This is a genomic window from Aphanizomenon flos-aquae FACHB-1287 (genome assembly GCF_014698755.1).
Classification (GTDB): Bacteria; Cyanobacteriota; Cyanobacteriia; order Cyanobacteriales; family Nostocaceae; genus Dolichospermum; species Dolichospermum flosaquae.
Map to the genome: position 1 here is coordinate 34449 of NZ_JACJTO010000027.1, position 21226 is coordinate 55674.

The window sequence follows — 21226 nt, forward strand, 5'->3', positions numbered from 1 at the left end:
TCAAAATTGCTCGAAAGTTTTGATTTAAAGCAAAAATCCAAACAACTTCTAGAAATTGCTAAAATAGGAGTAGAAAAAGCGATAGAAACCGATGAAGCAACAGCTACAGATTGGATAAATCAGCAATTGGCAATATTAGGAATTGATATCAAAAGCATCATCAGTTAATTTCCTGCTGTATAATATTTATATATGTTTTCCCTGATCAATCTAACAGCTTACTATCACGGCAAATTTTGTCATAATATAAAGATAGGATTCCCATGACTAATTACGCTTTATCAACATTATGAGGAATAAATAATTATGTCTCAATCCGATTTAATCAATAAACCAGAATTAAGTAACACTACCAAAGAAAATCATCTCATAGAAATTTTACGAGAAATTCAAGCAACACCTAAAGAATACTGGCCAAATCTCCTACAAATAATGCGAGTATTTCGAGAAAGTGTTACTTTTAAACCTGAGATTTTTAACCATTCTCAGCTAGAAATAGACGCACAACAACAAATTTTAAATCAACAACATCAATTACTCAAAGAATTAACCAAAGAGTGGTTAGAAGAAGGAGAACAAGAAGAACAAACGGAAACTTGGGAATATTTGCGGCAAAAACAAGAAATTGATGATAATCCTTTTTAAGATTAAGGAGTAGAAAAAGCCATTAAAACCGATGAAGCAACAGCTACAAATTGGATAAATCAACAATTGGAAAATTTAGGAATTGATCTCAAAAATGGAGAAGAAAATAAAAATTAATGCTGATGTCATTTATAATAGAATTATAGCCTAGTAGTAGAGGTGAAACAATGACCATTGAACAAGCAGTTTTAGAAAACCTGCGAGAGTTACCAACCGATAAACAACAGGAAGTTTTAGATTTTATTCAATTTCTCAAACATAAACTGTCACAAATAAAAGAACAAGTACAGGAAAAACCATTACAGAATAAAGGAGATAGCTTTTGGGAAGGGGTTTTAAGGTTTCGAGAAACAATTGAAAGAGAAGGAATTGAATTTACAGATGAAGATTTTGCTAATTTAAGAGATCGTAGTCCAGGACGCGAGATTGATTTATGACAGTTCGCTTTTTACTAGACTCTAATATTATCTCAGAACCGAGTCGGCCAATTCCCAATACTCAGGTTTTAGATCAATTAAATCGCTATCGTTCAGAAGTAGCAGTAGCAAGTCTTGTTGTTCATGAAATCCTTTATGGCTGTTGGCGTTTACCAGCATCTAAACGCAAGGATTCTTTATGGAAATACATTAAAGATTCTGTGTTAGATTTGCCTGTGTTTGATTATGATCTCAAAGCTGCAAAATGGCACGCACAGGAAAGAGCTAGATTATCAAAAATTGGTAAAACACCTGCTTTTATTGATGGACAAATTGCGAGTATTGCGTTCTGCAATGACTTGATTTTAGTAACAAACAATATGGCAGATTTTCAGGATTTTGAGGATCTGATAATTGAGAATTGGTTTATTACAGTTGATTAAATTGAGGTGAATTAGAGCAGTTTCCGATATTATGAAGTACAGATATTAATAATAAAACTCTTGTGGTGCGGGCAAGATGCCCGCACAAGGTGTACCTCACTCAAAGCTACTTGCTGTATGATAGAAGGAGACAATATTTGCCATTGAAATTATACAGCGATTCCGACTTCTGGAAGAAGCCGGGGATCTAAGTACAACAAAACTAACCAGTAATCGTTCCTGTTACAGGTGAACTCGCACTAGCATACTCTTTAATAGGCATTCTACCGGATAAATAAGCTATGCGACCCGCCACAGTTGCTAAATTCATCGCATAAGCCATGGCTGGAGCATTTTCAGCCAAAGCGATCGCACTATTAATCAATAACGCATCCGCCCCCAATTCCATCGCCTCAGCAGCTTGTGAAGGCGCACCAATACCCGCATCTACCACCACCGGTATTTTAGCATTTTCAATAATAATCCGAATATTGGCCGTGGTTTTTAGCCCTTGTCCAGAACCAATGGGCGCGGCTAAAGGCATCACAGTGGCACAACCTACCTCTTCTAACCGCTTTGCTAACATAGGATCAGCATTAATATAAGGTAATACAGCGAAACCTTCTTTAACTAATTGTTCCGCAGCTTGTAAAGTACCTATAGGGTCTGGAAGTAAATATTTAGCATCAGGTATAACTTCTAACTTGACAAAATTATTATCCTCTTGTCCCAATAATTTCGCCATTTCTCTTCCCAACCGGGCCACCCGAATGGCCTCCTCCGCAGTTTGACAACCAGCAGTATTAGGTAACATCCAGATTTTACTCCAATCTAGCGCCTCCGCTAAACCTTCATGTCCCGGTGCATTAGTTTGTACCCGTCGCACAGCTACCGTCACAATTTCACAACCACTAGCAGCGACACTCTGCTGCATTTCTTGAATATTGCGATATTTACCAGTTCCGGTCATTAACCGAGATTTAAAGCTTTTTCCGGCAATAATTAATGGTGAATCTTGAACAGTAGTTTGGAATTCTGGTGTACGGTGTCCGTTAGTAATAGTAGCGGGAATTAACATCGGTGTAGTAGTAGATGACACAGTGGAAAAGCGGGAATAATGAAAATTAGCTAAAAGAGGATCTGCTTTTTGTTCACAAATCAAATCAGCAATTAATGTGGCTGTAATTGGTGTAAGTAAAATCCCGTTGCGATGATGACCAGTAGCCAAAGTTAAATTATCACAATGACTATTACCTAAAATAGGTAATTCATCGGGTGTAGTTGGACGAAATCCCCACCACAGTTCTTGAAGAGGATAATTTTCTAATTGCGGATATAGTTGTATCGCTGATTGCAATAAACCTTGAATACCTTTCGGTGTATTTTCGGCAGTGAATCCCACATCTTCACTAGTTGCACCGATAATAATGGAACGATTGCGTCTAGGAACAATGTAAATATTTTCACCGAATAATATCCTAGTTAACGGTAATTCTGTCACAAAATCTGGAACTCTTAAACTCAACATTTGTCCTTTACGAGGACGCATTGGTAAAGGTAATAATTGATTGGTCCAAGCACCAGTAGCTAAAAGATAATGGTTAGCGTGAAATAAACCAGCATTAGTTTGTATACTAGTAACTTTTCCCTGTTGTTGAGAAATTGCTTCTACTGTAATTCTATCTTCAAATATAACACCCAGATTTTCAGCCGCAGTCCGCAGAACTTTAATTAAGACTCGATTATCAACTTGCCCGTCTTCAGGATACCACCAACCACCGACCACATCAGCACCTAAATCTGGTTGATATTGGTTAATAGTGTGTTTATCTAACCAGTTAGCGTTTTTGTATTGTTTGTTTTCAGGTTGTTTATAAACTGGTGCAAGAATACCACAAGGCCAATAACCTGTATTTAAACTTGTTAATTTTGTTAATTTTTCCGTCCAGTCTAAATATAAGTTACGCGATCGCCGACATAAAGTCAACATCGCTTCATTAGTAATATTTTCCGCATCAGGGGCTAACATTCCCGCTGCGGCATGGCTGGCTGCGGCAGTAAAATCACGGCAAAGCACAGTTACATTCGCGCCTCGTAATTTCAGTTCGACACCGCAAGCCAACCCGATAATACCACCACCAATAATTAAAACATCATTAGTCATTTAGTCATTTAGTCATTAGTTATTTAATTAATAGACATCTCCAGAAATAAAATATAAGTATTCTAGAACCCTTGTAGAGAGGTTACATAGAACGTCTCTACATTCTTTTTCGGAGATGTCTTAATCATTGGTCATTGGTTCTTTAAATTTGACTTTTGACCTTTGACTGGATTTTTCCCCAGTTACCACAAAGCCCGAATTGGTTCTTTTCCCTGACTATCATTACTACTAGTAGTTGAATTACTCTCCGTAGTAAAAGTTTCATCTGTAGGACTGGAATTGTCACTACCATTACTAGTGTTCTGTGCAGTAGTAGAAGAATTGTTTGTGGTTTCCGTAGAAAAATTACTTTGGGCTACACTAGTATTGCTGCCTTCATTGCGAGAATTGTTTCTACTTGTGGTTTTGGAGTCATTATTACTAATATTTTCCGAATTATTACCATTTGCAGCACTATTAACATTAATATTAGCCGGAAGAACACTAGATGCTTTACGTCCTAGGGGAACATTAGCAGTTTGTTGTCCACCCATAGGAAAGTTAATTCCTAATAATGTACCTAATAAAATTGCTACGCCGCCAGCCATTAAAATCAAGGGTGTCCATTTACCCATCTTTTTCTCTCCTTGTTAACCTTTTGGTGTCCAAACTAATTGGGGACTTTGATCTTAAAACCCATGAAATTTTGTTACTTTGATATCACCTAAAACCTGAATTTGACAAGCTAAACCCAGACTAATTGTAGGAGAATAAGGAGGAAGAGAACGCCGAGTTTGCTTACGCCAATTCCCTATGGATACTTCAACTTCTACATTAACCGCAGAAGTACCACAAGCGCCATGGCTTGAGAGTTGATAATTCCAGAGCCATTGTAGGGGTCAATACCATGTTATCGGGGAACTTTGTGTAAATTGGTTTAATTTTTATCTACAGCACTTCCCGGTGTTATGAGGTGCATATCTAGCGGGCAAGATGCTCGCACCACAAGAGTTTCATGATTTAATTTTGTACCTCATCAGTGCGGAAAACGCTGTAACTAGGGAATATGGAAATTACCAAGATAGCTTTGTGTTGTATATTTATACTACAAGGTTGTCTTTTAGGTGTCAGTGTTCAATTAAAGGTTCACCAAATTTTTATGATTACAACCCCCTTAAATCAACTTTGGCTCTATGACACTACTCTCCGTGACGGAACTCAACGGGAAGGATTATCGGTGTCTATAGAAGATAAGTTACGCATTGCTCACAGACTTGATGAATTAGGTATTCCTTTTATTGAAGGTGGTTGGCCCGGAGCAAATCCTAAAGATGGTCAATTTTTCCAGCAACTTCAACAAAATCCCCTCAAACAAGCAGAGGCGGTCCCTTTTTGTTCTACCCGTCGTCCACATACCAAAGCCGCAGATGAACCCATGCTCCAGGCGATTTTGGCGGCTGGTACGCGCTGGGTGACTATTTTCGGGAAATCCTGGGATTTGCACGTTACAGCCGGACTCAAGACCAATCTAGAGGAAAATCTAGCGATGATTGGGGATACAATTGAGTATCTACGTTCTCAAGGACGGCGGGTAATTTACGATGCTGAACATTGGTTTGATGGTTATAAGCAAAATCCTGATTATGCTTTACAGACCCTCAAAGCAGCAGCTACAGCAGGTGCAGAATGGTTAGTTTTATGTGATACCAATGGTGGAACTTTAGCTCATGAAGTTTCGCAAATTGTTAAAGATGTCAGTTGTCAAGAAATTCACCAAATCGGTATACATACTCATAATGATTCAGAAATGGCGGTTGCTAATGCCTTAGCAGCAGTTATGGCTGGAGCTAAGATGGTACAAGGGACAATTAACGGTTATGGGGAACGCTGTGGTAATGCTAATTTGTGTTCTGTGATTCCCAATTTACAACTAAAACTGGGTTATAGTTGTATCGGTGAACACCAGCTAAGTCAACTTACAGAAGCTAGTCGGTTTGTGAGTGAAGTTGTCAATCTCGCACCTGACGAACACGCACCTTTTGTAGGAATTTCGGCTTTTGCTCATAAGGGTGGGATTCATGTTTCAGCGGTAGAACGTAATCCTTTGACCTATGAACATATTCAACCGGAACTGGTAGGAAACCAACGCCGCATTGTTATTTCTGAACAGTCTGGTTTAAGTAATGTTTTAGCTAAAGCTCGTACTTGTGGAATTGAATTAGATAAGGATCATCCCCAAGCTCGACAAATTCTCCAACGTATGAAGAAATTGGAAAGTGAAGGTTATCAATTTGAAGCCGCAGAAGCTAGTTTTGCATTATTAATGTATGAGGCTTTAGAATGTCGTCAACAGTTTTTTAAGGTTCAAGGTTTTCAAGTTCATTGTGATTTGGTGGAGGTGGAAGCAACTACTAATTCTTTAGCAACTGTGAAAGTATCTGTTAATGGTAAAAATATTCTCGAAGCCGCAGAAGGTAATGGACCAGTTGCGGCTTTAGATGCGGCTTTACGTAAGGCTTTAGTGAACTTTTATCCTCAAATTGCTGATTTTGAATTGACTGATTATAAAGTGAGAATTCTCAACGGAAATAGGGGAACATCTGCTAAAACCCGCGCTTTAGTAGAGTCGGGTAATGGTCAACAACGGTGGACGACTGTAGGAGTTTCTAGTAATATTTTGGAGGCTTCTTATCAAGCTGTAGTTGAAGGTTTGGAATATGGTTTATTGTTACATTTCCAAGCTGAAAAGCTGTTGAAGGTTTAGCAATACAATCTGGGGAGGGGTTTACCCTCCGCTATTTGATGATTTCCATGATGTTATGCTGTAGATATTGTGCAGATAATAATTAGGAATTTATCTCTAATAGAACTTTTAATACTCCTTTGGTTTTGGCTTTTTCAAAAGCCTCTAAACCTTGAGAAAGAGGATAATAAGCATGAATTAAAGATTGAACCTCTACTTTTCCTGTTGCTAATAATTCTAATGCTGGAGCAAAGGGACCGCAACGAGAACCAATGAGGGTAATTTCATCTACCACTAAAGAGGAAGCATCTAAACTGAGATTTCCTGCATAGGTGCTTTTTAAAATTAATGTTCCCCGTGGACGTAAAGCCCGACGAGCAATATTAAAACCTTCAGGATTTCCGGTACAATCAATGGAGATATCGAAATATTTATCGGTAACGCTATTAGCTAAACCAGTTTTTATTCCTCTCGCTGCTAAATTTACTAATTTTTCTTGATGTCTTCCTATTACTAATAATTCACAACCAGTTAAGGCTAAAGTTTGGGCTATTAATTGTCCTAGTTTACCATCTCCAACTACTAATACTCGGTCATTTTTACATATTTGTATTTGTTGTTGAATTTCCAATGCTGCGGCTATAGGTTCGGTAAAAGTTGCAGCCGCTGTAGAAACATTTTCCGGGACAAGATGCAAATTTTTAATAGGTAAAGATAGATATTCTGCAAATGCACCATGACGATTAACAATACCTAAAACGGTGCGATTTTCGCAATGTCTTGGTTGTCCTCGATCACAAAAACGACAATTACCACAAGCGGCGTTAATTTCACCAACGACTCTTTGATTAATTAACTGTTTTGGACCTTGTTCCACAACACCAACAAATTCATGGCCGATAACACCAGTATAAGGATAATAACCTTTAATTAATTCTAAATCAGTATTACAAATTCCTGCCTGTAAAACTCGGACTAAAGCCTCTCCCGCAGGTGGTTCAGGAAGGGGAATATCAGTGCGTAATTGTAATTGATTATTTTCTAGCCAAAGTCCTTTCATAATTTTGTTAATTTTCAGTTATCAAAATTTTCCACTTTCTAGAAATGGTGTAAATATCGGTACTAAACTTGAATTACTCAGAACCATTGTGGGAAAAGAGCGATCGCTATAATCCATTCCCGGCGATAATGGAAAAGACTCAGAATTGAGCGAGACCCATATACTACCCGCAGCTTGAACAATTACCCAAGCACCTGCAATATCCCATACCTTTGGGGTGGCTTCAACTCCTCCCAAAGCCGCACCAGTAGCGACTGAAAGAAAGTTATAACTAGCAACTCCTAACATCCGAATTTTACAGGGAAAACCCGGTTGAATAATGTTGGTACTGCGAGAACAAAGGTTAAAAAGGTGGTTTTTGCTGGGAGCATCTTTACTAGTATGAATAGGATGATTATTTAAAAATGCTCCTGTTGGCGTTGTTAAGCCCGATGAACCTGCCCAAAATCCATGAAATGTTTGATTTAATGGTGGTACATAAACATAGCCAAAAATTGGTGTTCCCTGATAAAGTAAGCCTAAGGAAATAGACCAAATGGGAATGCCTCTGGTAAAATTGGTTGTACCGTCTAAAGGATCAATAACCCAACACCATTCCGTATTCGGAAAAGTTTGACCTGATTGTAGCAGTCCGTCGCTATCACTTTCTTCGCTCAAAATTCCGTAACCTGAAAAGGTGGAAACAATAGCATCTCGAATTTCTCTATCTGCCCATTTATCTGATTTTGTGACTAAACTACCATCTGCTTTTTGTGAAGCTTGGACTTGTCCAAAATCCTGCATTAATTGTTTTCCAACTTTCTTAGTTGTGGTTTCTGCAAAGTCTAAAATTGTGTTCCAAAAATCGTTCATTTGTGAGTTGTTAGTAGTTCGTGGTCAGTGGTTGGTTGCAGTTATTAGTTGTGAGATAATTTTAGCACAGATTCATGAACAGGAAATTGGAGATATTATTAGTAGGTTGAGAATCTTCTCAAGACAAATCTATTTATTTAGGATATTTATTCACTACCTGGAACTCATCCTTTAGCAAGTTACTCAGATTCCCACATACAGTATTTTCCGCAACTGGTTTTTGGTAATCTTTTTCTAGAAATATTTATCAAAATAACTGACCACGAACAACTAACAACCTGTAAGGGTAAAGCATAAAGCTAAACCCCTACAAAATCTAACTACAACTTTGTCCCACAGTTAGAACAGAAATTATGATTAGCTTGGTTTTGAGTCCCACAATTATTACAAACAATTGACTCAACAGCAGTCCTTGGAATCGGTTTAGGCAACCCAACCATTTGCGAATTATTTTTACCAGGCGCTACCATAGGATAACAGTTTTCATCTCTGGTAACATGAACATTCACAATCACAGGTCCATCATGTGCCAGCATTTCCGCAATTTTAGCTGCTAACTCTTCCCGCTTAGTAATCACCATTCCCTTGATACCATAAGCCTGGGCTAAAAGCTCAATATCAGGCATTCCTACCTCCATATTAGAAGACGAATAACGCTGACCATAAAAAGCTTCCTGCCATTGTCGCACCATTCCCTGCCAACCATTATTTAAAATTAGAGTCTTGACATTAATACCATATTGTGCTAACGTCCCCAACTCTTGCAAACACATTTGGAAACTGGCATCACCGCTAATACAAATCACTTCGTCATCAGGGAAGGCAACTTTGACACCCATGGCTGCCGGTACACCAAAGCCCATCGTACCTAAACCCGCACTAGAAATCCAGCGTCTTGGACCATTTTTGAGGAACTGGGCCGCCCACATTTGATGTTGACCCACATCAGTAGTATAAAATGCGTCCGGTGCTTGAGTACCAACCTCAACAACTACCTCTTGAGGAGAAATACTATCAGCATAATGAGGGACAATTAAAGGGTAATCTTGTCGCCAACGGTTAATTAAATTTAACCATTCTTTGGTTTGATTAGGTGCTGCTTGACTATTTGCGTTTTGACATCGCTGTAACAAGTCCTTTAGGACATTTTTAACATCCCCCACAATGGGGACATCAGGAACGCGATTTTTACCCACTTCTGCGGGGTCAATATCAATGTGAATAACCTTAGCCACAGAAGCAAATTCATCTAATTTACCTGTAACTCGGTCATCAAATCTCGCACCAACGCAAATTAATAAATCACAATCTGTAACGGCAAAATTAGCGTAGGCTGTGCCGTGCATTCCCAACATTCCCAAAGACAGAGGATGATGTTCATCAAATGCACCGATACCCATTAAGGTAGTAGTGACGGGGATATCAAATAATTCTGCGAGTTGTTTAACTTCTTCATGGGCATTAGCAGCGATCGCTCCTCCTCCAACATACAACAAAGGGCGACGACTTTCCCGAATTAATTGAATAGCCGCATTAATTTGACGAGGATTGCCCTTGACCGTAGGACGATAGCCAGGTAATTTAATCGAACCCGGTAAAACTGGAACATAATCAAATTCCTCTAAAGCCACATCTTTAGGAACATCAATTAAAACAGGTCCAGGTCTACCAGTGCTGGCAATATGAAAAGCTTCAGCCACAATCCGCGCCATATCTTTAGCATCACGAACCACATAAGAATGCTTAACAATGGGTAAGGTAATCCCATAAATATCTGTTTCCTGAAAAGCATCTGTACCGATTGCGGCTCGTGGTACTTGTCCTGTGACTACAATCATGGGTATAGAATCCATGTAAGCTGTAGCAATACCCGTAACTAAATTGGTTGCTCCAGGACCTGAAGTACCAAAGCATACTCCCACTTTACCAGTAGCACGGGCGTAGCCATCAGCGGCGTGGGATGCACCTTGTTCATGTCTAACTAAGATATGCTTAACCGTACCCCCAGCTTCTATTTTATAGAGGTCATCATAAATCGGTAGAATTGCGCCACCGGGATAACCAAAAATATGCTCAACACCATGACGGATTAGACTATCTATCAATGCAAAACCGCCAGATGCCCATTTTGGTGAGGGAACTGACGAATTAGATACAGGAGAGGGCTGATTATTTTCAGATTTTGGGAGACTGATTTGAGAAGACGAAACCACAGTTAACCTCAAATTATAGCTAAAATTAACGCTTAGATTCTGTATTTAAAACTTCATTTTAAGTTAAAAATTCTCACAATTGTAGACGAAGCTTTATTGATTAGCACTAAGAATGATTTTGATTGTACGATTTTTAGGTCACATCTTGCAATACCCGCCGAGTATTTTGCCAAGTCCAGACACCAATAGCCCCCACAACTAGACTCATTCCTAATAAAACCGCTGATAAACCGAAGGCATTAACTAACTTAGTGGTAATTAATAAAGGTGCGGTGAGGGCGATATTAATGGCATGATTTTGAAAGCCAAAGACCTTACCGTGCATTTCTGAAGGTGTTTGTTGTTGAATTAAAGTTTGCATTGGCACGTTAACAAAAGCAGCACCCACGCCCAAGAAAATACAAAGTCCTAATGCTACCGGTTGGTTATCAATGAAAATGAACAAACCCAAGGAAAAGGCCATAATCAAAAACCCAAATAAAGGTAAGGGTTTATGATGGAGACGATGACCAAAATTTCCTAAAATGGCCGCACCTATTACCATACCCACCCCGGCCGCGGCCACAAAAGAGCTAAATTCTTCTGGTGCTAAATGTAACCTTGCTGCCATACCAATGGCTAATTCTATCAAGGCCGCAAATACACAGTATAAGGTGACTATTTGCAGCATAGCATTCCAGACCAGCCGATTTTGTTTGAGATAGCGCAGTCCTAGCAAGAATTCAGCCCAGGGATTAATTGCGGGTGTGGTTTTATCAATGTGTCTGTGTTCTCGAAACTGAATTGGCATCATAATCACGGCAGAAAGCAAGTATAAGCAGCCGACAACTAATTCTTTACCAAAGCCCTTGTTAAAGCTTTCAAACCAATTCAACATGGGAGTAGCCACAGCATTACCAATAATCAATGCTGCCATCATGGTACTACTAAATAAGGCATTGGCCGCCATTAAAGCTTCTTTTCTCACCAACAGCGGAATTGAAGCTTGTTCTGCTGGAGCAAAAAACTGGGTGATGGTGGAGATAGCAAAGGTGAAAAATAACAGAATTGCAAATTCTCGTGGTAAAAAGGGAATTAACACCATGAATATCCCCCGCACCAAATCAGAACCTACCATAATCAGTTTTTTTGGCACACGGTCAACGATTACACCACCTGCAGAACCAAATAATATTGCTGGTACTGTAAATGCCATGTATAAATAAAAGCGTGAATCACCATTAATTTGATTAATGGGTAGGTAGAGTTTGAGTAAGGCAATCATTAAAACAAAGAATACCTTATCTGCTAATTGGGAAATTAGTTGACCAATCCACAGGAGGACAAAACCCCGATTTTTTAGCAGTGCGGTAAAACCATTATTAACAGCAGCAGGTTCAGTAGGAAGCATCAGATACTTGGGAATGGAGGATAAATAACGACTATTTTTTGTTATAGCGTTCTAAGAGAAAATTGAGAAATTCAGCCGCGCTGAGGTAGGTTTTGGGTGGAGAGAACCCAGGGGAGGGATTTACCCACTTTCCTTGAACAGATTGGGGAGAGTACCACATTGATAAATGGTCAACTGCTGGGTCGGCATAAAAGTTATTTTCGCCTATACCGAGATAAGCTGAAGTCCAATGGGTATAATGATCATGACTTAAACGATGAATAGGAAATTTTCCCACAAGAGGAACTCCCCAACCATCAATAGCAATAAAAGCTTGAACATGACCCCCCAAAAGTTGCCACGCTGTGGCCGCACCTATACCTCCAATTACACCAGCACTAAAGCAAATGAACATAACAGGCGATTCTAGCTTATTACTGAGGCGATTGTACAAAAAATCTAAAATATGAAATGCTGATAAAGTTAAATAACTCTGTCCAGGGAAAACCAGTAAATCTACTGATTTTTGACTAGTTGGGTTTAAGCACCCTTGGATAAAGCTTTGAGTTAATGCTGGTTCATGAATTCCTGGACAAATAATAATAGGCATTTACTTTTTCTCTGGGAAAAGTCTAGAAAAAAATTAAAGATTACAAGTAGGTATACATAATAAAATCAATATATGTTTAGGTTTATAAAAACCGTGAAATACCCTATTCATGAGGGATTAGTTATTTTTATTTCATTACATAGATTGATTCTTTAACGCCAACTTACTTGGATTTTTCCCCCTATTGCTCCTACCAATCTCGCGGAGCAGACACTCGAATTGGCATGAATGGGTTAGTTGTAGAAAACCATTTTATACTTGAAAAGTTTTAGTGATACTATCTTCTACTCTTGTATAAATATAGGTTTCTGGTTCATTAATTTTCTGAGTTTTGAAGATTTTTTCAGCCCGCTCCCACAAATCTGTATCTTCTCCATAAGAAACATTATTAAATCCTTTTAATTCAAAAAATACGTGCCTTTTACAAAAAAATGTGCCTCCTACAACGCATTCTCTAATGTTAATTGTTTGACCAGGTTGAAAATAATCAGGAACGGAAAATTCTTCTTCAATTTCAAACCCACCCACAATCAAGTCAATCTCTGGATTAGCTTCCATAAATTCCAACCGCGATTCTAGATGATTGGGTTTATAAGTGTCATCACTGTCAATAAATGTGATATAGTTTCCGAAGGATGCTTGAATACCCGCATTTCTAGCATAAGCTGCTTTCCGATTTTGATGTTTAAGATAACGGATATGATTAAATTCTTGTAAGTAAGCATTGACAACTTCAAAGGTATGATCTTGACTACCATCATCAACTACAATTAATTCAAAATCCTGAAAAGTTTGTTGCAGTACACTATTTATGCAGTCATTTAAGTATTTTGCACGATTGTAAGTAGATAAAATCACTGATATTGTAGGTTTTGGATGGAAATTTATACTAGGCATTTTTTGGATTCTTACAAAAGTTATGTTTAATTTGAGTATAACTTCCACATTATATGTTATTTATTATGTTATTTATAGATTACGATAAAAATCATCTATTTTTCAAAATTCTTCAATATTGTGAACCAGAATCAGCTTATTCAACAAGGGTTAAATCAGGAGATACAGCAGGTTGCAGGATTATATCCTAAAATTACAGTTGTTATGCCAGTGTATAATGGCGAAAAATATCTTGATACAGCGATAAAGAGTATTTTAAATCAAAGGTTTATGAATTTTGAATTTGTTATTGTTGATGATGCTTCGACAGATAACAGCGTAGAAATTATTAATTCTTATCAAGACCAACGCATCAAATTGATCAAAAATAATGTAAATTTGGGGATACCAACAACTAGAAATAAATGTTTACAAGAATCATCAGGTGAATACGTTGCTGTTTTAGATTGTGATGACTATGCTTATCCATCAAGATTAGCAGAACAACTTGAGTTTATGGAAAATAACCCAGATTTTGGCATGGTTGGGTCTTGGGTTGAATTAATAGATGAAAATGATGATTTGACCGGTGAAGTGTGGAATGAGGACGAGCCTAGTCAGAAAATTCCTTGTAGACTGCTATTCCATAACTATTTTGCTCATTCAGCGGTCTTGCTGAGAAGAAGTGCTTTAGATACCGTTAAGATCAATGGAGAGGTTTACAGAAAAGATTATCCTAATGCTCAAGATTATGATCTTTGGGTAAGAATCTCCAAAAAATTCAAAGTTTGGAATATTCCCAAAGTTTTAATTAAATATCGTGTACATTCCCATTGTATAAGTCTAAAAGCTGCAAATTTAGTTGAACAATTGACCTGTAAAATAGTTACTGAGCAAATGAATAATTTAGGTATTCAACCTACTGATAAACAATTAGCATTACATAGACAGATAGGATCATATAATCCCCAGGAAATTGATACATCTATAGAGTACATTAAAGAAGTAGCAAATTGGTTAACAATCCTCAGAAATGCTAACAATAAAACAGGTGTATATGATCATCATAACTTTAATCAAGTTTTGGCAGATTTACAGTTATCAATGTTTTGTCATTGTCTTAAACAACGAGAAATAGAATTTACTTAAAGTTGATTACTTACAGCCATTCCCGGTGTTATAAGGTACATATCTAGCGGGCAAGATGCCCGCACCACAAGAGTTTTATCATTCAACTTTGTACCTCATCAGATCGGAAAGCGCTGTAAGTCTAATATTCCCCGTTCCCCATCTAAAGTCACTTGTAATCCAACGGGTAAAGCTGCATTAGGGCTATCATGACCAAAGGGGAGATCAGAAACTATGGGAATACCCAAATCACCCAAACAATCGCGCAATACTTCCTCCACAGTAAAACTAGGTATACTGGGGGGTGCTTCACATTTAGTAAATCCTCCCAAGGCAATACCGCGAATTTTAGATAGAATACCACTTAATCGCCATTGAGTTAACATTCTATCTATCCGATAAGGTGCTTCTGTCACTTCTTCAAAAGCTAAGATCACACCATCAAGATTGGGTAAAATCGATGTTCCTAAAAGATGGGTTGCGACTGTCAAATTACCAGGAAGCAAGATTCCCGTACTTGTTCCACCACCCCAACCTTTACCCTTTAAAGGTGCGACAGGACGACCTTCTACCATGTCCAATAGCCTCTGTATTGACCATTCTGGCTCATTAGCTAGGGTGGTGAGAACGGGACCATGTACACTGACAATCCCGGCGTTGTGGAGACTCCAAAGCAGGGCTGTGATGTCAGAAAAGCCGATTAACCATTTAGGTGAGATGATATTTTCTGGCCAAGTCCAATTTTCTAAAATCCGGGTACAGCCAAAACCACCTCGCGCGCAAAGAATACCCTGACATTCTGGATCTTGCCATGCTGATGCTAATTGTTGAAGACGATGAATATCTGTACCAGCGAGATAACCATGTTTATTATCTATGTTATCACTAATTTTAACTTGATAACCACGCGCTTTCCAAATTTCTATACCTTGATTAAAAGCTTCAAATTCTCGCAATGCACCACTGGGAGCAATGACGCGGAGTAAATCACCTGGTTTGAGATATGGGGGTAAGATAGGGAGTGACATTGGTAGAAAATGTACGTAATATTTATATTTTTGGTATTTATCGCTGATTTAGCCCTGTTTAGGGGACTTTTTTCGGGGATAATTCCAAAGTTAATGACTCCTCTGGGTTATTTATTTCATTAATAGTAATTGTCTGATTTTTTACTCCGATTTTTTCCCGCTGGTTGATTAAATAAATACTGATTAAGGTGAGAAAAACACCTAACCACTGTATAATTGTCAAGACTTCTGAAAGGAAAATATAACCGAATATTAAAGCAAAAACTGGTGTCAAAAAGGTGAGAGAACTTAAGCTGGTGAGGTTTCCACTGGAAGCAAAGTAAAAAAATAAACCATAAGCGATCGCACTACCAAACACAGTAGCATAACTTAATGCCATCCAATCTGATAGTAAAAGATTTTGCCATTGTTGCGATTCTAATACTGAAGAAATTCCCCACAAAGGTAAGCCACCGATAATCATATGCCATCCTGTAGCCATTACTGGATCTGCATATTGGCACACAAACCTAATCATCACCGTTCCCACGGCCATTGATAAAGCTGCGAGTAACATTAACCACTCACCATTATTAAATAACTGTTGCCAATTATCAGTGTAAATGGTGATCCCTGAGTCAAAAAGATTGAAAATCCACTCCTGGGGTAAACCAATCAGACTAATTCCTATAATTCCGAAGCCTAACCCCAACCATCCCCATAACCCAATATGTTCTTGAAATAACCAGAAAGACAGTAAAGCTACTGCTAGAGGTTGGGAGTCTATCATGACCGAACCTAAACCAGCATTGGTTCTAACTAAACCTTCTGCTAAAAAGCCTTGAAATAATGTGCCATCAACTAAAGCAAATATAATAATCCATAACCACGCTAACCAACTTTTAGGTACTGGTTTACCCATGAATCCTGCTACCATAAGAATTAACACCCCCGCAGGTATTAATCTCACTCCAGCCATAAATAAGGGTGTGGTGTGAGGAATTATACCTTTCATGGCTACCATTGCTGTACCCCAAAGGAAAAAAGGAGCAATTAATAGTAGATAAGCTAGAGGATTTTTAGATTCACTGAGTTGCACTTGCATGGGATAATTATGGTTGTTTTTAAATAGATGCAGTAGGGAATAGGGAATATATCCAAAGGACGATTAATCACCAATTACCAAGATGAACAAATTGTAGGATTCTGTGGGGAGAATGTAAATGATCACAACTAAAGCAAGAGTTGAAGATAGTTTTGGGGTTACATTAGCGCCATTATCTGTAGAAGAAATTTATAGTCAAGCAGATAATCCTGCTAATGGTGCTGTGGTGCTGATGAGTGGTATGGTTCGTAATCAAACTGATGGTAAGTCTGTGGTAGCTTTGGAGTATCAAGTCTATGAACCTATGGCTTTACAGGTGTTTTATCAAATTGCTGAAGATATTCGTAATCAATGGACTGATGTGAGTCGGGTAGTGATATATCATCGCATTGGTAGATTATTAGTTGGAGAAATTAGTGTGGTTGTGGCCGTGGGTTGTCCTCATCGTGGTGAGGCTTTTGCAGCTTGTGAGTATGCCATTGATACGTTAAAACACAATGCACCTATTTGGAAAAAAGAACATTACAGCGGGATGGGGGAAGATGGATCTGTAATATTACAGTCTAGTTGGGTATCTATTAAAAACTGTAACCATGAAGGAGGGACAGAAGTTTGAGAAACTCCACCCCATTTTTTAGCACATTTTATATATTCTCCCAAAACCTTTTCCCCTGACATAACGACAATTTTTAATGCCAACCTACTTAGTATCATCACTATTTTTTCATAGTATTGACCTAAATCAGCTTAATTATAAACTATGTTTGCCCCTTGCGTATCAGGGAAGATTGATCGCACAATTGAACCTACACCGATTTCCATCCAGGCACTTGACATTTCTGCTTCTACGGACTTGACAATACTTTTGTCAACTAAAGCTAAAAGTGTGGGACCTGCGCCACTAATTACCATACCGTAAGCACCAGCAGCAATAGCTGCCAGATTTACAGTATCATAACCAGGAATCAAAGCTTGGCGATAAGGTTGATGTAACTTATCTTGTAAGGCTGCTCTTAACCATTCTTCCCGATTAGTTGCTAAACCCCGCAATAATAAACCCAAATGAGAAATATTGAAAATTGCGTCAGCGCGACTGATTTCTGTGGGTAAAACCTGACGTGCTTCTAAAGTTGATAGTTCAAAATTAGGAATTGCTACCACGGGAATTATATCCCGATGCCAGGGAATATCGCAAATTTCCCAACCTTTATGACTGGTAGCGGCCAAACGACACCCACCTAACAATGCTGGTACTACATTATCAGGATGTCCTTCCATAGCGATCGCTAATTCCATCACTTGGAACTCAGACAAAGGTGAACCAGCCAACCCATTAGCCGCAACCAACCCCCCGACAATAGCAGTTGCAGAACTACCCAAACCTCGCGCCAAAGGCACACCCAACTTAATTTCTATTTTCACCCCTGGCGGTGTTTGTTGTATATATTGATATAATTTGACAAAAGCTTGGTATAAAAGATTATTCTCATCAGTTTGCAACTTTGGGGCTTCTAAACCGGAGACTTTAATAATTAACTCATCTGTATCAAGGATGGTAAACTTAAATTCATTATAAAGCTTTAAAGCTACACCAATACAATCAAAACCTGGTCCTAAATTCGCTGTTGTAGCGGGAACTTTAACAGTAATGCTAGAAACTACAGACATTTAAGTTAATTGAAAATTTTAATATGAACTACCCCATCTTACAGGTTTTTCGGTATGATCAAAATCACAATCGCCTAAAACCTGAATTATTTTCAAGAGATATCAAGCCCTGTTCACTTGGGCCAGAATTATGGACATATTAGAACTAAAACGCGAAATCGAAACATTGTCTAACCGCCTGGGTAAAACCCAGGACTATCTTTGACGTACCTGCACTCAAAGCCAAAATTCACGACTTAGAGCAAATTTCCGCCCAAACAGAATTTTGGGAAGACCAAAATCAGGCACAAAACACCCTACAAGAACTCAATGATCTAAAATCCCATTTAGATCAGTATTATCAGTGGCATTCTCACTTAGACGATACCAGGGCAGTAGTTGAGCTATTGGAATTAGAAACCGACACAGCATTATTGCAAGAAGCGGAATCTACCATTACCAAACTTAATCATGACTTAGACCAATGGGAACTACAACAACTTCTTTCCGGCACTTACGACGATAAAGGCGCGGTTCTGACAATTAATGCTGGTGCTGGTGGTACAGATGCTCAAGACTGGGCATTTATGCTCATGCGGATGTATACAAGGTGGGCAGAAGATCATGGTTATAAAGTTACCTTGGCTGAAGAATCAGAAGGTGACGAAGCCGGTATTAAATCCGCAACCCTAGAAATTACGGGACGCTACGCCTATGGTTACTTACGGTCTGAAATGGGTACTCACCGTCTAGTCAGAATTTCCCCCTTCAACGCTAATGGAAAACGCCAAACCAGCTTTGCGGGAATTGAAGTCATGCCACAAATAGATAACTCCGTCAAGTTAGATATTCCCGACAAGGATTTAGAAATTAGCACCACCCGTTCAGGCGGTAAAGGTGGACAAAACGTCAACAAGGTAGAAACCGCAGTCCGCATAGTTCACCTCCCCACCGGTCTAGCAGTTCGGTGTACAGAAGAACGTTCACAACTGCAAAACAAAGAAAAAGCCCTAGCCCGTTTGAAAGCCAAGCTGTTAATAATTGCCAAAGAACAACGAGCCCAAGAAATTGCCGAAATTCGCGGTGATATGGTGGAAGCTTCCTGGGGTAATCAAATCCGTAACTATGTATTTCACCCTTATCAAATGGTTAAAGACCTCCGGACAAGCATCGAAACCACAGCTATTACCGATGTAATGAATGGTGAACTTGATATATTCATTCAAGCCTATTTACGACAGGAAAACCAGATAGTTAATGGGTAGAGGAAAATCAGTATCAGTATATCCACTGGCTGAAGGATGAAAACAATATTTAAGCCTCTCCTCCTCATCTGGGAGAGGTTTATTAAGGGAGTTTGAATATTTTGCAGCCTTGATTATGAACTAAAACCTATATGTTAAAGTAATAAAGGAAATTACCAGAAATTATCATGGCCAAATCTTCCGCCACAGAATCCCAACCCAGCTATGTTAAACTTGCCATGCGAAACATGGTCAGAAAAGGCGGTACGTCTCTCAAACACTTGGCTTTAACTGCCGTAGGACTGTTGTCTGTTCTTGTGGGTTTAGCATATCTTACCCGCTAAGAGAGGAAAACTTGTGTCTCTACAGGTAGAGTTATATTTAGAAAATTACTTTGATGACTTTTCCTCTATAGCCGTCAATATTGGTGATAATTACCCTATTCTGCCGGAAACTTGGGAAAATTGGTTTCAGCAATGGTTGGAAGTTCTTGAGGATTATCTACCAACTGCACCTAGCTATGAAATCAGCTTGCGATTAACAACGGATACAGAAATTCAAACCCTCAATTCCCAATATCGTCAGCAGGATAAACCTACAGATGTCTTGGCCTTTGCCTCTCTAGAAGCAGATTTACCACAAAGTCAGGAAATGTTGGCCTCTATGCCTTTATATTTGGGGGATATTATTGTCTCTATGGATACAGCGCAGCGTCAGGCACAACAGCAGGAACATAGTCTATCTACGGAGTTAGCTTGGTTGACAGCCCATGGTTTATTACATTTGTTAGGTTGGGATCATCCTCAGGAGGAGAGTTTGTTACAAATGTTGAATCAGCAAGTTGTGTTACTGAAGAAAATAGGTATTATTATTAGCCTAGAGTCGTAAATATTTAGTCGCAATTGCAAATCTTAGTGATTAATCAGGTTAATACAATAAAACCAAACTATGTAAAGAAACATAAAATTTCTGAAAACTTCTTGACTCTTGCATGAGTGCCTCTTACCTTGCGATAACGCCAACTTATTTTTATAGAGGAGATCTGGAAAATAGCCTATAATTCCCTCACATTGGATCTGTCCATGAAAATCGGTAAATTATCAGCCTTTTATATATCTTATTCTTTTGTCTATGTCCCCAAAAGTTTCGTCATCATCAACCAATAAGAGCTTACCAACGCTTGTGTCCAAAGATAGGGAACTTTCCTGGCAAATTGCCTCTAATTTATTTGTGAGTTTTAAGTATGCTTGGGCTGGAATTATCTATGGTTTTCAGACTCAGCGTAATTTTCGTATTCATGTGGCTGTCTGTGTCTTGGCTATTGGTTTAAGTTTATTTTTACGGTTGGAAACAGTGGAAATAGCTATTATTTCTATTACCAGCGGTTTAGTTTTGACCTTGGAGTTAGTAAATACTGCCATTGAGTCAATTGTAGACTTAACGGTAAAACAGTCTTATCATGAGTTGGCAAAGGTCGCTAAAGACTGTGCTGCTGGTGCTGTACTTATCTCAGCTTTAGTTGCATTATTAGTTGCTTCTACACTAATATTACCGCCTTTATCAAACTTAGTTATGTCTAATTTCTAGATAATGGGTATTGCATTGTGTTTGCTTAAACAATTTTTATGTCTGTTTGGTCTAATAGATGGTAATTGTCAACAAACAATTACTCGTCAAAGATCATCCGTAATTACCCTAACTAGATATGAAATTTTTTCTGGAGAACTTTTTTGATCTTTAAATAAA

At 38.6% G+C, this 21226-nt stretch carries 22 protein-coding genes; 11 read left to right on the forward strand and 11 right to left on the reverse strand.

The genetic code is table 11. The annotated features are described in order from the left end of the window. The first annotated feature begins 6 nt into the window (after positions 1-6). From H6G44_RS13550 to H6G44_RS13565, 4 genes are all read left to right on the forward strand, one after another. Positions 7-168 carry a hypothetical protein gene (locus H6G44_RS13550; protein WP_168636101.1) on the forward strand — a complete coding sequence of 54 codons (162 nt, stop codon included), beginning with the start codon at positions 7-9 and terminating at the stop codon, positions 166-168. A 138-nt stretch (positions 169-306) separates the two neighbouring features. Then, positions 307-645 (forward strand): hypothetical protein, encoded by a 339-nt coding sequence (locus H6G44_RS13555; protein WP_096670986.1) that lies wholly within the window; start codon positions 307-309, stop codon positions 643-645. A gap of 167 nt (positions 646-812) precedes the next feature. Further along, a complete protein-coding gene (locus tag H6G44_RS13560; protein WP_028084968.1) occupies positions 813-1082 on the forward strand; it encodes a DUF2281 domain-containing protein in 270 nt (89 codons plus the stop codon). Continuing rightward, entirely contained in the window at positions 1079-1504 is a 426-nt protein-coding gene (locus H6G44_RS13565; protein ID WP_028084967.1) for a type II toxin-antitoxin system VapC family toxin, read from the forward strand. Before H6G44_RS13560 ends, H6G44_RS13565 begins: the two co-directional genes overlap by 4 nt. 202 nt (positions 1505-1706) lie before the next feature. Here H6G44_RS13565 and thiO read toward each other — a convergent pair whose 3' ends face one another. Together thiO and H6G44_RS13575 are read right to left on the reverse strand one after the other, a co-directional pair. Beyond that, the gene (thiO, locus tag H6G44_RS13570; protein ID WP_190387000.1) at positions 1707-3647 is read right to left on the reverse strand and encodes a glycine oxidase ThiO; all 1941 of its coding nucleotides are present in this window, start codon (positions 3645-3647) and stop codon (positions 1707-1709) included. A 182-nt stretch (positions 3648-3829) separates the two neighbouring features. Further along, a complete protein-coding gene (locus H6G44_RS13575) occupies positions 3830-4261 on the reverse strand; it encodes a hypothetical protein (RefSeq protein WP_190387001.1) in 432 nt (143 codons plus the stop codon). 524 nt (positions 4262-4785) lie between these two features. On the opposite strand from H6G44_RS13575, the gene cimA reads away from it, so the two are divergent. After that, positions 4786-6390 carry a citramalate synthase gene (cimA, locus tag H6G44_RS13580; RefSeq protein ID WP_190387002.1) on the forward strand — a complete coding sequence of 535 codons (1605 nt, stop codon included), beginning with the start codon at positions 4786-4788 and terminating at the stop codon, positions 6388-6390. Positions 6391-6472: 82 nt separating this feature from the next. Here the strand turns inward: cimA and H6G44_RS13585 are convergent, their stop codons facing one another. The 6 genes from H6G44_RS13585 to H6G44_RS13610 all read right to left on the reverse strand — a co-directional run bounded on the left by H6G44_RS13585 (position 6473) and on the right by H6G44_RS13610 (position 13370). Then, positions 6473-7429, reverse strand: coding sequence for an MDR/zinc-dependent alcohol dehydrogenase-like family protein (locus H6G44_RS13585; protein ID WP_190387003.1), 957 nt, complete (start codon positions 7427-7429; stop codon positions 6473-6475). A gap of 21 nt (positions 7430-7450) precedes the next feature. After that, positions 7451-8281, reverse strand: a complete 831-nt coding sequence (locus H6G44_RS13590; RefSeq protein WP_190387004.1) for an inositol monophosphatase family protein — start codon at positions 8279-8281, stop codon at positions 7451-7453. Between the two features lie 320 nt (positions 8282-8601). Next, on the reverse strand, positions 8602-10494 hold the full coding sequence (gene ilvB, locus H6G44_RS13595) for a biosynthetic-type acetolactate synthase large subunit (protein ID WP_190387005.1): 1893 nt from the start codon (positions 10492-10494) through the stop codon (positions 8602-8604). A gap of 133 nt (positions 10495-10627) precedes the next feature. Continuing rightward, on the reverse strand, positions 10628-11884 hold the full coding sequence (locus H6G44_RS13600) for an MFS transporter (RefSeq protein WP_190387006.1): 1257 nt from the start codon (positions 11882-11884) through the stop codon (positions 10628-10630). Between the two features lie 31 nt (positions 11885-11915). Continuing rightward, the gene (locus H6G44_RS13605; RefSeq protein ID WP_190387007.1) at positions 11916-12473 is read right to left on the reverse strand and encodes a hypothetical protein; all 558 of its coding nucleotides are present in this window, start codon (positions 12471-12473) and stop codon (positions 11916-11918) included. Positions 12474-12725: 252 nt separating this feature from the next. After that, complete coding sequence (locus H6G44_RS13610; protein ID WP_190387008.1) at positions 12726-13370, reverse strand: glycosyltransferase family 2 protein; 645 nt, start codon at positions 13368-13370, stop codon at positions 12726-12728. A 120-nt stretch (positions 13371-13490) separates the two neighbouring features. On the opposite strand from H6G44_RS13610, the gene H6G44_RS13615 reads away from it, so the two are divergent. After that, positions 13491-14498, forward strand: a complete 1008-nt coding sequence (locus H6G44_RS13615) for a glycosyltransferase family 2 protein (RefSeq protein ID WP_190387009.1) — start codon at positions 13491-13493, stop codon at positions 14496-14498. 98 nt (positions 14499-14596) lie between these two features. Here H6G44_RS13615 and H6G44_RS13620 read toward each other — a convergent pair whose 3' ends face one another. Both H6G44_RS13620 and H6G44_RS13625 read right to left on the reverse strand, forming a co-directional pair. Next, positions 14597-15505, reverse strand: a complete 909-nt coding sequence (locus tag H6G44_RS13620; protein ID WP_190387010.1) for a S66 peptidase family protein — start codon at positions 15503-15505, stop codon at positions 14597-14599. A gap of 58 nt (positions 15506-15563) precedes the next feature. Continuing rightward, positions 15564-16589 (reverse strand): DMT family transporter, encoded by a 1026-nt coding sequence (locus H6G44_RS13625; protein ID WP_190387011.1) that lies wholly within the window; start codon positions 16587-16589, stop codon positions 15564-15566. A gap of 118 nt (positions 16590-16707) precedes the next feature. Here H6G44_RS13625 and H6G44_RS13630 point away from each other — a divergent pair, with 118 nt between their 5' ends. Next, the gene (locus tag H6G44_RS13630; protein WP_190387012.1) at positions 16708-17205 is read left to right on the forward strand and encodes a molybdenum cofactor biosynthesis protein MoaE; all 498 of its coding nucleotides are present in this window, start codon (positions 16708-16710) and stop codon (positions 17203-17205) included. Between the two features lie 131 nt (positions 17206-17336). Here the strand turns inward: H6G44_RS13630 and thrB are convergent, their stop codons facing one another. Next, on the reverse strand, positions 17337-18257 hold the full coding sequence (gene thrB, locus H6G44_RS13635) for a homoserine kinase (RefSeq protein WP_190387013.1): 921 nt from the start codon (positions 18255-18257) through the stop codon (positions 17337-17339). A 130-nt stretch (positions 18258-18387) separates the two neighbouring features. On the opposite strand from thrB, the gene prfB reads away from it, so the two are divergent. From prfB to H6G44_RS13655, 4 genes are all read left to right on the forward strand, one after another. Then, positions 18388-19501, forward strand: a protein-coding gene (gene prfB / locus H6G44_RS13640; RefSeq protein ID WP_190387014.1) for a peptide chain release factor 2 whose coding sequence is annotated in 2 segments (ribosomal slippage) — positions 18388-18459 and positions 18461-19501 — 1113 coding nt in all. Because the reading frame shifts where the segments join, the coding sequence is not laid out codon by codon here. 167 nt (positions 19502-19668) lie between these two features. After that, positions 19669-19824, forward strand: coding sequence for a DUF3285 domain-containing protein (locus H6G44_RS13645; protein WP_190387015.1), 156 nt, complete (start codon positions 19669-19671; stop codon positions 19822-19824). 13 nt (positions 19825-19837) lie between these two features. After that, entirely contained in the window at positions 19838-20368 is a 531-nt protein-coding gene (gene ybeY / locus H6G44_RS13650) for an rRNA maturation RNase YbeY (protein ID WP_190387016.1), read from the forward strand. Between the two features lie 243 nt (positions 20369-20611). Next, entirely contained in the window at positions 20612-21067 is a 456-nt protein-coding gene (locus H6G44_RS13655) for a diacylglycerol kinase family protein (RefSeq protein WP_190387017.1), read from the forward strand. Positions 21068-21226 lie beyond the last annotated feature (159 nt).